General features: G+C 35.0%; 14 protein-coding genes and 1 tRNA gene. 7 read left to right on the forward strand and 8 right to left on the reverse strand.

The annotated features are described in order from the left end of the window. The first annotated feature begins 190 nt into the window (after positions 1 to 190). The 7 genes from LBU54_RS05700 (at position 191) to LBU54_RS05730 (ending at position 5407) form a co-directional block, all read left to right on the forward strand. Complete coding sequence (locus LBU54_RS05700; RefSeq protein WP_224527023.1) at positions 191 to 1123, forward strand: alpha/beta hydrolase family protein; 933 nt, start codon at positions 191 to 193, stop codon at positions 1121 to 1123. Between the two features lie 291 nt (positions 1124 to 1414). Further along, a complete protein-coding gene (locus LBU54_RS05705; RefSeq protein WP_224527025.1) occupies positions 1415 to 2275 on the forward strand; it encodes an SPFH domain-containing protein in 861 nt (286 codons plus the stop codon). Positions 2276 to 2458: 183 nt separating this feature from the next. Continuing rightward, a complete protein-coding gene (locus LBU54_RS05710) occupies positions 2459 to 2617 on the forward strand; it encodes a DUF4177 domain-containing protein (protein WP_224527026.1) in 159 nt (52 codons plus the stop codon). Next, positions 2617 to 3132 carry a hypothetical protein gene (locus LBU54_RS05715; RefSeq protein WP_224527029.1) on the forward strand — a complete coding sequence of 172 codons (516 nt, stop codon included), beginning with the start codon at positions 2617 to 2619 and terminating at the stop codon, positions 3130 to 3132. Before LBU54_RS05710 ends, LBU54_RS05715 begins: the two co-directional genes overlap by 1 nt. Further along, positions 3125 to 3298 carry an Arc family DNA-binding protein gene (locus tag LBU54_RS05720; protein ID WP_224527032.1) on the forward strand — a complete coding sequence of 58 codons (174 nt, stop codon included), beginning with the start codon at positions 3125 to 3127 and terminating at the stop codon, positions 3296 to 3298. Before LBU54_RS05715 ends, LBU54_RS05720 begins: the two co-directional genes overlap by 8 nt. A gap of 69 nt (positions 3299 to 3367) precedes the next feature. Continuing rightward, positions 3368 to 4681: a DUF819 family protein gene (locus tag LBU54_RS05725; protein ID WP_224527035.1), complete on the forward strand. Its 1314-nt coding sequence runs from the start codon at positions 3368 to 3370 to the stop codon at positions 4679 to 4681. Positions 4682 to 4699: 18 nt separating this feature from the next. Next, positions 4700 to 5407: a DUF4369 domain-containing protein gene (locus LBU54_RS05730; RefSeq protein ID WP_224527038.1), complete on the forward strand. Its 708-nt coding sequence runs from the start codon at positions 4700 to 4702 to the stop codon at positions 5405 to 5407. A 56-nt stretch (positions 5408 to 5463) separates the two neighbouring features. Here LBU54_RS05730 and LBU54_RS05735 read toward each other — a convergent pair. The 8 genes from LBU54_RS05735 to LBU54_RS05770 form a co-directional block, all read right to left on the reverse strand. After that, positions 5464 to 5537: transfer RNA gene (locus LBU54_RS05735), tRNA-Thr, on the reverse strand. Positions 5538 to 5578: 41 nt separating this feature from the next. Then, positions 5579 to 5848: a hypothetical protein gene (locus tag LBU54_RS05740; protein ID WP_224527042.1), complete on the reverse strand. Its 270-nt coding sequence runs from the start codon at positions 5846 to 5848 to the stop codon at positions 5579 to 5581. A gap of 68 nt (positions 5849 to 5916) precedes the next feature. Next, on the reverse strand, positions 5917 to 6885 hold the full coding sequence (locus LBU54_RS05745) for a type I phosphomannose isomerase catalytic subunit (protein ID WP_224527045.1): 969 nt from the start codon (positions 6883 to 6885) through the stop codon (positions 5917 to 5919). Positions 6886 to 6889: 4 nt separating this feature from the next. Further along, complete coding sequence (locus LBU54_RS05750; protein ID WP_224527048.1) at positions 6890 to 7300, reverse strand: 6-pyruvoyl trahydropterin synthase family protein; 411 nt, start codon at positions 7298 to 7300, stop codon at positions 6890 to 6892. Further along, on the reverse strand, positions 7297 to 7824 hold the full coding sequence (gene idi, locus LBU54_RS05755; protein ID WP_224527050.1) for an isopentenyl-diphosphate Delta-isomerase: 528 nt from the start codon (positions 7822 to 7824) through the stop codon (positions 7297 to 7299). The genes LBU54_RS05750 and idi overlap by 4 nt, the downstream gene beginning before the upstream one ends. Positions 7825 to 7926: 102 nt before the next feature. Further along, entirely contained in the window at positions 7927 to 9903 is a 1977-nt protein-coding gene (locus tag LBU54_RS05760; protein WP_224527052.1) for an OmpA family protein, read from the reverse strand. 10 nt (positions 9904 to 9913) lie between these two features. Then, complete coding sequence (locus LBU54_RS05765) at positions 9914 to 10840, reverse strand: PorP/SprF family type IX secretion system membrane protein (protein ID WP_224527054.1); 927 nt, start codon at positions 10838 to 10840, stop codon at positions 9914 to 9916. 35 nt (positions 10841 to 10875) lie between these two features. Beyond that, the coding region (locus tag LBU54_RS05770) for a DUF7507 domain-containing protein (protein ID WP_224527056.1) at positions 10876 to 12759 on the reverse strand (1884 nt) is incomplete at its 5' end.

Genomic DNA, 12759 nt, shown 5'->3' on the forward strand with positions numbered 1-12759 from the left:
TCTAAAAACATATTTAATCGATGTATTACATGTAATTTTAACATTTAAAGATGAAAATATGCATTTCATCGATAAAAAGCACAGCGAAAAAAACGATTTCTACAACTTCTGGATACTAAATCCTGTTCATTTTTGTTCTAGTTTTAACTAGAAAAATCAATTAATAATTAAATTTGACTAAAAGCTTATCATGAAAAATTACCGATTTGTCATTGTTCTCTTCATCGCCAATTTATGTTTCTCACAAGCAGATGATGCTGGTTTTCATACCCAAGACTTACAGATTTCTAAATGGATCGACGGTACGCTGTTAGTTCCCAAAGATGTTTTTTCGTCTAAACTGGCAATAATAATTGCTGGTTCTGGACCAACGGATAGAAATGGCAATCAAAATTTCCTTAAAAATAATTCACTTAAAAAGCTCTCAGAAAGTTTGACAAAAAATGGTATTGCAACCTTTAGATTTGATAAGCGCGTTGTAAAACAAATTAAAATGGGCAATGTTAACAAGAATATACTTTTTGACGATTTTGTTAAAGATGCTATCGATGTAATTAATTATTTTAAGTCAACTGAACAGTTTTCTGAAATCTATATAATTGGTCACAGCCAAGGTAGCTTGGTAGGAATGATTGCTTCGAGAGAAAATGTAGATGGCTTTATTTCGTTAGCCGGTGCTGGGCAAAATATTGGTGATGTAATTGTAGAGCAAGTTGGTAAGACTGCACCAATGCTTCGATCTGATACAGAACGTGTTGTGAATATCCTAAAAAAAGGTGAAACAACTAAAGACTATCCTCTCGCATTAGCCTCAATGTTTAATAAAGATATTCAACCCTTTATGATTAACTGGATGTCTTACAACCCAACAGAAATTATTGTTAATCTGCAAATACCAATTCTCATTATTAATGGAACTAAAGACTTACAAGTATCCGTAGAAGAAGCAAAACTTTTAAAAAATGCTAACGAAAAGGCACAACTAAGCATAATTGATAATATGAACCATGTGCTTTTTATAATTGAAGGAGATGATCTTGAAAATTCAAAATCATACAATGAAGCTTTTAGAAATATATCCTCTACACTCATTGAAGACATCACAGCTTTTATTAAAGGATAAGAGCTAACTCCTAAAAATTAAAAAAGCATCTCAATTATGAGATGCTTTTTTACTAACTAACCAACCAAATTGTAATGCAACGATTTTGAAGTAATGTTGCTTAAAGCAATTATCGTCTGGAACATTACAATTATTATATAACAAACCTCGTGCCAAACTATCTTAAAATTTTCTTTCAATTAATTTGTAACAAAATCTTCAATTTGGATACTAACAAAATAAAGTATATCTTTATGATATCATTTTAATATCAATATAAATTATATGATTAACCAATTAAACCTTTAAATCATGAAAGAAGAAAAAATAATTGTCCCAGCAAATGGCTATCTGATGTTGTTAGTTTTCCTAATAATGTTTGTAGGAAGCATCGTGCTAATTTTTACCTACGAAACAGCATGGCCAGGAATTTCATTATTCCTGTCACTTGTAATTATGTTTGGTTTTATTATGGTACAACCAAATGGATCTAGAGTTCTCCTACTTTTTGGAGAATATGTGGGCACAGTAAAAAAGAATGGATTTTACTGGGTAAATCCTTTTTATACAAAAAAGAAAATATCACTTCGTGCGAGTAATTTTGATAGTGAACGACTAAAAGTTAACGACAAACTTGGTAATCCAGTTATGATTAGCACAATTCTAGTTTGGCGCGTTCAGGATACGTATAAAGCCGCCTTTGATGTTGATAATTATGAAAATTTTGTACGTGTACAAACCGATGCCGCTGTTCGAAAATTAGCAAGCATGTATCCTTACGACAACTTTGCTGATGAAGGCCATGACGAGGACATCACACTGCGATCGAGTGTTAACGAAGTAAGTAACGCTCTTGAAAAAGAGATTGATGAACGTTTATCAATCGCGGGTATTGAGGTTTTAGAAGCTCGTATCGGTTACCTTGCGTATGCTCAAGAAATTGCTAACGCCATGCTAAAACGTCAACAAGCTACGGCCATTGTTGCTGCGAGACATAAAATTGTTGAAGGTGCAGTGAGTATGGTTGAAATGGCAATTGAAGAACTTAATAAAAATCAAGTTGTAGAATTAGATGAGGAACGTAAAGCGGCAATGGTAAGTAATTTAATGGTTGTATTATGTGGTGATAAAGACGCATCGCCTGTGGTAAATACAGGAACATTAAATCATTAATAATGAATAAATATCAAATATATAGTGTTGGTATTGGAAGTGCCATCAGTACAAGTATCGGTGTTACAATTGGTGCCACTATTGGAAATGTGGCAATGGGCACAGTATCGGGTTAATTTATAGGTATCATAGGGGGTACTATAGTGGCTTTTGCATTTTTACAGAACAAAGACGAATAATAAAATGAAAGAATATAAAGTAATACAGCCAAAATTGGGGTTTAGAAATCGGCTTCAAAATTTCGAGGACCTATTGAATCAATATGCCAGAGAGGGCTGGCAGGTAAATTTCATAGCACAAGGTTTTATGAGTGTTGTTTTTGAACGTGATAAAAACAGATAATGCGAGTTTTTAAAGAAGAACAACGGTTTAACCAATTATGGATTATCCTGCTTTTAGGCATAGGTATGCTTGTACCTCTTGGTTTAATTTTGGGTGCGTACCTTAAAAACCAAAGTAGCTTTACTCCAATAGAGTTAGTAGTAACGATTAGCATAATCGTACTAGCTTCATGCATAATCTTCTTTTTTAAACTTTATACACGTATAGACGAACATGGTATACACTATAAATTTTTTCCGTTTCATCTAAAATATCGAAGTATCGCATGGAACGCTATTGATGAAGCTTACGTAAGGACCTATGACGCCTTAAATGAATATGGCGGTTGGGGATTTAAAGGTGGTGCACTATGGAAAAAATCTAAAGGAACCGCAATTAATGTTTCTGGAGATAAAGGAATACAGCTTCGGCTTAAAAATGGTAAAAAGCTGCTAATTGGCACACAAAAAGAAAATGATGCTAAGAGTATCCTAGCAACCTACAAAACAAAGATTAAAGCGCAAGACCATGGCTAAGAAAAAAGCATTTGCATTAAGGATAAATGAAGATATGCTAAAAGCAATTGAAAAATGGGCATCGGATGAATTTAGAAGTACCAACGGACAAATAGAATGGATGCTTATGCAGTCATTAAAAGCAAACAAGCGACAACCAAAAAAAAAGGAACCGCCTGCAAATTAAAAGTGATCTTTAAGGTCACTTTTTTTAGCACTTAATTTTTGTATTTTGCACCACTCTAAAAGCTAACTTATGGACACTACTCCTATTTTTACAGACGATACTATTGTTTTTGGCTTATTGATGCTGACATTAGGGTTTGTTTTTTATACCTCTACCAGTAAAAACAAATTTTGGAAAAAATTCTATAAATACATACCTGCTTTATTAATGGCATATATGATGCCTGCAGCACTAACAACATTTGGATTAATTGCTCCTGAATGGGGAATTGAAAACGAACAAGGTCAACTCATTGAAGTTACTGGGAAATCTCAGGCTTATTATATTGCCAGTAGGTTTATGCTTCCCGCTGCACTTGTATTAATGACAATAAGCATAGACTTAAAGGCTGTATTTAATTTAGGCTGGAAAGCTCTTGCTATGTTTGGTACGGGAACAATTGGAATTGTTATTGGTGGTCCCATTGCCGTCTACCTTACTGCTTTAGTATCTCCTGAAACCGTTGGAGGTGCAGGTGCAGACGCCGTTTGGAGAGGACTGGCTACACTTGCCGGTAGTTGGATTGGTGGTGGAGCCAACCAAGCCGCAATGCTAGAAATTTATGAATATAATACTGCTAATTATGCTGGAATGGTAATCGTTGATATTGTAGTGGCAAACATATGGATGGCAATACTATTACTTGGTATTGGCAAACAAAAAAAGATTGACAAATGGTTAAAAGCAGATAATAGTGCAATTGACACATTGAAAGAAAAGGTTTCAAGTTATGCCGCCAGCATATCACGAAATCCCAGTTTAGCAGACTTTATGGTCATACTTGGTGTGGCATTTACCGTTGTTGGTTTTTCTCATTTTGGAGCAAATGAAATATCCGAATTCTTAAAAGCCAATGTCGAGGCTGTAAGCGACAAGAAATCTTCCTGGTCTTCGTTCGGATCTCAGTTCTTTTGGATGATATCAATAGCTACTATTCTGGGAATTCTTTTATCATTTACCAGGTTAAAAAAATATGAAGGCGCAGGTGCAAGTAAAATAGGTAGTGTCTTCATCTATATTCTTGTTGCCTCCATTGGAATGAAAATGGATCTTACCAAGATTGCCGATAACCCTGGGTTAATTGTGGTAGGTTTGGTATGGATGGCAATACATGTAGGATTACTTTTCCTCATTGCAAAACTCATAAGAGCACCTTATTTTTTCTTAGCCGTGGGGAGCAAGGCTAACATTGGAGGTGCAGCATCTGCTCCCGTGGTAGCTGCCGCTTTTCATCCATCATTAGCTACCGTTGGTGTTTTATTAGCCGTATTTGGATATGTGGTTGGAACTTATGGTGCCATGCTTACAGCTGAATTAATGCGAATTATAGCTCCAGTAACTTAACCGTTAATACTTCAAAACATGACAAAATTTTATAATGCACTAGGTCTTTTTATCCTATTTACATTATTTGTTTCCTGTGGACACGACGATAAAGGAAACTTCACATTAAAAGGCAGTATAAAAGGACTAAAGAAAGGTACAGTTTATTTACAAAAAGATAGTGACACAAGTATTGTTAATTTAGATTCGCTTCAAATTATTGGTGAGAAAGAATTTATTCTGGAAACCAATTTAGAAGAACCCATGCTACTTTATTTAAAACTATTTAAAAATGATGGTGAAGAACATTTCATTCCATTTTTTGCTGATAAAGGTGTTACTGAAATAAAAACAACTTTAGACAATTTTAATTTTGACGTAGAAATAAATGGTTCAGAGCAACAAAAACTACTTGACTCTTATTTAGATATTATGGAAGAGTTTAAAAATCAAAACCTAGATTTAATAGAAGCGTCCTTATTAGCTCAAAAGGATGGTGACTCTATTGCATTTGATTCAATTACCAAACTTTCTGAACGACTAATTAAACGAAAGTACTCTTACACCATACAATATGCCATGAATAATTCCGATAGCGAAATAGCCCCTTACCTAGCCTTGTATGAAGTACCAAGCGCAAATCCAATTTATATAGACTCTATATATAATAAACTCACAGATAATATTAAATTATCGTTTTACGGCAAAAAGCTGAAAAAATTTATTGAAGCTAGAAACATAGAATAGTACCTTGAGATCAATAAAAAATCCAACTGAATTCAGTTGGATTATTTTTTGTTTAGAGCCGATAGAGGGACTCGAACCCACGACCTGCTGATTACAAATCAGCTGCTCTAGCCAGCTGAGCTATATCGGCAAAAAACGTAATCTAAAGTCTAACTATTAACCTAAATTGATTTATTTTAACGTATTAATCTTTTCGATCAAACTTCTTCCTTTTGCTTCCAAATCGCTACTGATAGCCTTGAAGTGTGCTTTTTTATCTTCAACACTTCTGTCATTAACTCTAGCAATTAATTCGTCAAATGTAGCAATAGCTTCATCTATTATTGCTTCACTTTGTTTCGTTGGCTTTTCTGCATTTGCCAGTTCCCAAATATAAACCGCTTCAATGATGTCGCCTAAAACATAATTTATATCTTTCTTTAAGTCTCTTTTATTGGCCATATTTCATTTAATTTACAGGTACAAAAGTAATAAATACTTAACTTAAAACTACGTATTATTTTTTGAGTTTAGATGTAAACCTCAAGTAATTTAGCATTCGTAGAAATTAGAGTAAAGTCTTTAATGCAAGAAGGCATTAAGATAGTTTCGCCTTCGGAAATGGTCTCTGAATATTGCCGAGAATCAACTTTCACCTTGCCTTTTACACAGATATAAATAATAAAAGAATCATAAGTATTTTGCCTTTCAACTGTACCATCCACAGGCAAATAGTTCGTAGTAAAAAATGGACATTGAACCATTTTGTTTGATACATTAGGATTTTTACTGTAATCAATCCTGAAATTATTCTTTAAATCAAACTTAAAAGCATCAATTGCAATGTCATTGTGAAGCTCCCTTTCTTTACCGTCTGCATCTGCCCTATCCCAATCATAGACTCTATACGTAACGTCACTTGTTTGCTGAATTTCTGCTAATAAAACACCGCCTCCAATGGCATGTACACGACCAGCCTCTATAAAATAGCTGTCTCCTTCATTTACTTTATCAAAATTTAATATTTCTGTAAGGGTTTTATTAGCGAGATGTTTTAGATAGGTTTTTTTATCCATGTCCCTATTAAAACCTATAATTAAATTTGAATCTTCATCTGCTTGCATCACATACCACATCTCTGTTTTACCAAATGAATTATGTCTTTTTTTAGCGAGCTCATCATCTGGGTGCAGTTGAATGCTTAAATCCTTTTTTGCATCGATAAATTTTATTAACAAAGGAAATTTTGTGTCAAATCGTTCAAAATTCTTTAATCCTATTAAATCGGATTTATACTCATTTAAAAGGTATTGCAAATCAGTTCCTTTCAATGTACCGTTTGCAACTACAGATACATTTTCAGGCACGGTACTAATCTCCCAGCTTTCTCCTAGATTCTCTGAAGTAGACTGCTTTCTTAGTCTTTTACTAAGTTTTGAGCCACCCCAAAACTTGTCCATTAAAATGGGATTGAATTTTAGCGGATATAAGTTACACATAAATCTATTTACCTGAATAGGTTACAAAATTACGAGGTGTTTCGTAAAGTGTAATTTCAAGGTCAAATTTAGGATTTAATTTGGCTTTTACCTTATTATAGATAACAACCGCAATATTCTCGACTGTTGGGTTTAAGTTCTGAAACTCCGGAACTTCAATATTTAGATTCTTATGATCAAAAGCATCCTCAACTTCAGACTTTATAATATCCTTGAGAATTTTAACATCTATAACATAGCCAGTCTCAGGATCAATTTCTCCTGTAACACTTGCTATTAGTTCGTAGTTATGCCCATGAAAATTTGGATTGTTGCACTTTCCAAATATTTCATCATTCTTTTCAAAAGACCAATCTTTTCTGTATAATCTATGCGCTGCATTAAAATGTGCTTTTCTGTGTACGGTAACTCTCATGATTGTTTTAGATTTATATGTTCATAAAACTTCTCAAATATTATCTTAAACCAAGCTGTATACAAATCCGGGTGTTCAGAAATATCTCTTTTAACTGCCTCAATAGACATCCATTTCCAATCGGCCACTTCATTCTTGTTAATTATTGGATCATTGTTATGGTGACCTATCATTACATGGTCATATTCGTGTTCGGTTAGGCCGTTTTCAAATGGTGCCTTGTAAATAAAAGATGTTGTTTCCTTAAGTTCTGTTACAAAACCCATTTCTTCTAGAAGCCTGCGCTTGCCTGCTGAAATATTTGACTCACCATCACGCTGATGACTGCAACACGTATTGGTCCATAATCCAGGAGAATGATATTTGTGTAATGCACGTTGTTGAAGCATTAACTCATTTTTGTCATTGAATACAAAAACAGAAAATGCACGATGAAGTAGGGCTTTTTCATGTGCTTCCATCTTTGCCATTAGACCAATTTTTTTGTCATTCTCATCAACTAGGATGACTTTATCTTCTTTCATATTGCAAAATTACTACCAATACTCTTAAAAAAAGTAAAGGATATCATAAAAAAAGCCGATTATAATATATAATCGGCTTGTGTTTTATTTAAAATTGAATATTTATTTTTCAGGACACGTTTTACCGTTAATCCCTGTAATAATAAATTCACTTCTTCTATTTAACTGATGGTCAGCTTCAGAACAGCTAGATTGGTTTGTTGGCTCACAACCACAATCGTTTACCAATCTATATTCACCATAGCCTTTAGCCGTGAGTCTATCTTCAGCAATGCCATTATCAATTAAGTATTTTTTAGTTGATTGGGCACGTCTTTCCGATAGGTTTTCATTGTAAGTTTCTGTGCCTCTACAATCCGTATGACTTCTTATATCAATTGTCATTGTTGGATATTTGTTTAATACAGCGAGAACTTTTTGAAGTTCAATTTCGGCATCGTATCTGATATTTGATTTATCAAAGTCGAAATAAATAATTGGAATATCTAAAATCTTAGCTAAATCATCACACGGTTCAACCTCTTGCTCATCTCTATCTAGTAATAATTGAAGCAATAATTCTTGTTTTCTCTCAGGAGTAGTAAATCGTTTTTCGTCTGATATAAATGCTTCTAATTCACCTCTAATCAAATACTCCGTTTCACAATCTAGACTAAATTGAAATGTTGCGTCTGGACCTACAGTAAGGCGCTCCAACTCGTTACCTTCGCCATCAAATAAAACAACCGTAGAGTTTGGTAGTAGCTCATCTGTATCTTTATCCAGAACAGTACCACTAACTATTTGATCACACTCAGGTATTTCGAAAGTATAGATATCATCACTTCCCTTGCCACCTTCTCTATTAGAACTGAAATAAACACGTTTGGTTACAAGATTCTCATAGTAAGCAAAATCATCAAATGGGCTATTAACAGGTTTCCCTACATTTTCAATAGGAAAATTTCTATTAGACCCTGCTCTTACTTTTGCATCAAGGTCTTCCGACTTAAAAACATCAAAACCGCCTAGACCAGGATAACCGTTTGACGAGAAATATAAATCACCATCTGTATTTAAAAACGGGAATGACTCTTGCCCTTCCGTATTAATTGATGGTCCTAAATTTTCTGGTTCTCCTAAGGTGCCGTCTTCCTTCACATCTACCACAAAAATATCAGATTGACCAAATGTTCCCGGCATGTCAGAAGCAAAATATAATTTATTCCCCAATAGATTCAAAGCTGGGTGTGCTACGCTATAATCTTTGCTATTGAAATGTACAGAATGAATCTCATCCCATGTTCCGTCCTCACTTAATGTTGCTCTATATAATTGCAGTCTATTTATACCTCCTTCATCTTCTTTATATTTAAGATCTATGAAATTATTTCTAGTGAAGAACATATATTTTCCATTTGGTGAGAAAATGGCGCTTGACTCATGGTATTTAGTATTTACCTTGCCTTGAATTTCTTTTACTTCACCAAATCCATTATCTGTTTTTTCTACACTGAATAAATCAAGATACGGCTGATTATTCCATCTATATTTTCTACCACCACCACGAGACGAGGCAAATACAATACTATTTTCATATTCTGTAGTTCCAAAATCCGAAACCTCAGTATTTATTTCAAGGTTTATTGGCTCTACATCCTCTCTGCTGAGTTCTTCTATTGCTTCTCTATAGTCAACCATAGACATAAAAGCCTTACCTCTCATATCATTAGGTTTTAGCTCATAGAACTTCTTCATCCATATGTCAGATTTTTTATAATCTTTTATTCCTTTTAGTGCGAGAGCATATCTGAAATAATATTCAGGGTCGATTACTTCGTTTAATGCTACAAGCTCTCCGTACCACTTGGCCGCATCTTCCATTTCATTTCTGAAATAATAAGAATTTGCCAATTTCTGAAACAGATCAACCGATTTGTAGCCTTTATTAGCAACCTCCAATAAAACCTCACTAGTTTTTACATAGGCAAAGTCCCTGTAATCATTTTCGACACTTTTGATCTTTCCTTGCTGTGCAAATGAAATTGATGTTGAGCCAACTACAATTGCAAATAATAAATATTTAAATACTGTTTTCATGTTCAATTTATTAAAAGAAACGTGGTGATAAAATTCTGCCTAGTCTTTTCACTTCAAATCTAAGTGTAATTTCGTGAGAACCACTGTTATAATTATTTAGACCAGTTGTAGTAAGGTCATATCCATATCCAATGAACATTCCAGGTGTTACTTGAAATCCAACCAGTGCGCTTACAGAATCATCCCAACGCCAAGCAATTCCTGCTGTTAAATTCTTCTTGTACCAAAAATTAGCTGAAACGTCAGCAATTAAAGGTGCTCCTGACACACCTTTAACCAAAAAGGCAGGTTTTAATTCTAAGGTTTCACTTAGATTAAAGACATAACCACCTATCGCATAAAAATGCATACGCTCTGTTGCAACTGATTCTTGGAAGTCGTCGTAGTGCTCTGTTTCTAGAAAATTGGGTATTGCAAAACCTAAATACCATTTTCTTGTATGCATATACAGACCCGCTCCAATCATTGGCGAGATTAGATTCAAGTTTTGATTAAATACAACATCTGGATCTTGAAAACGACCTTTACTCCAGTCGGTATCTAACATATGAAATCCAGCTTTAGCACCAAATGATAGTTTTAAATCATTAGCATTAAGTGGAATAGTGTATGAAAAATTAGCATCTACCCACGTTTCTCTTGCTGGACCTAATGCATCATTGACAATGTTTAGACCTAGTCCAATGCGCTCATTTCTCAGTGGAGAATGAATCCCTAAAGTCTGAGTCTGAGGCGCTCCATCAATTCCTACCCATTGTGTCCTGTGTAAACCCACTACACTCAAAGTCTCTCTTTGACCAGCATACGCCGGATTCACACTCAACGTATTGTACATATAGTTCGTAAACTGAGGATCTTGCTGTGCAAAACTATTAGCACTAATTAGTATAAATACTACGGCTATTAATCCTTTTATTATTGATGATTTATGTATCATTTTTAACGTATTTTATAATTAAGTGTTAATTAGTTTTATCTATTAATGTATAACCATCCAACTCGTGGTTCAGAACCATCACCTAAGTCTAAAACATAGTAATATGTTCCTACAGGTAATTTATTTGATCCGTCTATTACAGTTCTGCCATTAGATGTGCCGTCCCAGTCATTCAGATAGCTATTCTTAGAGTAAACTATGTTACCCCATCTATTGTATACTTCTAATTTGTTACTTGGGAAACGCTCTATACAATCAATCACAAATGTCTCATTCACGCCATCACCGTTTGGTGAAAATTCGTTATATATAGTTAAACATATAGGATCTACTGAAGCTGAACTTTCGTCGTTATTAGGATTTATATCTATACCTCCTACCGAACTTTGAACAAAAGCTGAATTGACATAGTCTCCGAAACCAAGAACTTCAACCGTAATCTGTAAGATTTCAACTTGGTCAGGATCTAGTTGATCTATAATCCATTCACCGCTTACTTCAGAATAAGTTCCTGCTGTAGTAATTGCTGAAACGAATACATAACCACTCGGTATTTGCTCACTTATTACAATATCTGTAGACGTTACATTACCAATGTTAGCTACCTCAATTGTAAAGGTTATTTCGTCTCCTACAACAACTTGATCGGTTGGGTCTACAACCTTATCAACTTCAAGGTCATAAATTGAGTTTACTGCTGTTACAGTAGGATCATCTGGATTTCCATTACCATTGTTGTCATTGTTATTTAAGTCATTTGGATCATCACTTATATCAACTACGTCATCAGTAGGATCTAATAAATCACCGTCAGGCCCTTCACTTGTAACTGTGGCAGAATTTGTTACAAATCCTGTATCTAAGTCACTTTGAGTGATTTGATATGTCGCTGTAAATGTGGTGTTATCTACCTGACCTGGAATTAATACAGGAATTGGACCACCAACTAAGTTAAGCCCTGGTAAAACATCCTGAACTTCAATATTAGTTAAAGTAACATTGCCAGTATTTTCTACTACAAAGACATAAGTGATAATGTCATCGATACTTCCTTCTATACCATCACCATTTGTATCTTCCAATGGCAATGTTGTTTTAATTAAACTTATAGATGGATTTTGAGGGATGACAATAACCGTTGGATCATCATCTGTATTACCATCCGTATCATCGCCGTCATCGCTCGTATCACTTACATCTGTACCAATTGGACTATTAGCATCAGCTACAACACTATTACTTAATCCACCAGCATCAATATCACTCTGTGTGATGACATAAGTTGCCGTATAGGTTGCCGTCTCACCGACTTGCAACGTGCCTTCTAAACTTCCAAGGTCTGCACTTACAAACGTTGGACCTGTCAAGGTCAGCGGGTTGCCGTTGGCATCCACGAACGTATCCGTAAGGGCTACGTTGCTCAACGTAACGTTGCCCGTGTTCTCAACCGTAATCGTATATGTAAGCTCATCTCCAAGACTTACTCCAACTGGCGCAACATCGTTACTTATTGCTACTGTCTTAACTGCAATAATACTAGGATCTTCTAGTACAATAGTAGTAGTTGGATCATCCTCTGTATTACCATCCGCATCATCACCGTCATCGCTCGTATCGTTAACATTCGTTCCTGCCGGGCTATCGCCATCGGCTACAACGCTATTCGAAAATGCACCAGCATCTACAGCATTCTGTTGAATTACATAAGTAGCTGTATAAGTAGCTGTCTCGCCTACCTGAAGCGTACCCTCTACACTTCCAAGGTCTGCACTTACAAACGTTGGACCTGTTACAAGAGTCAATGGATTACCAAATGCATCTACAAACGTATCCGTAAGGGCTACGTTGCTCAACGTAACGTTGCCCGTGTTCTCTACCGTGATCGTATAGGTCAGCTCGTCGCCAAGGCTAGCGCCTAC

Origin of the sequence: Winogradskyella alexanderae, assembly GCF_020166335.1 — a bacterium.
Lineage (GTDB): Bacteria > Bacteroidota > Bacteroidia > Flavobacteriales > Flavobacteriaceae > Winogradskyella > Winogradskyella alexanderae.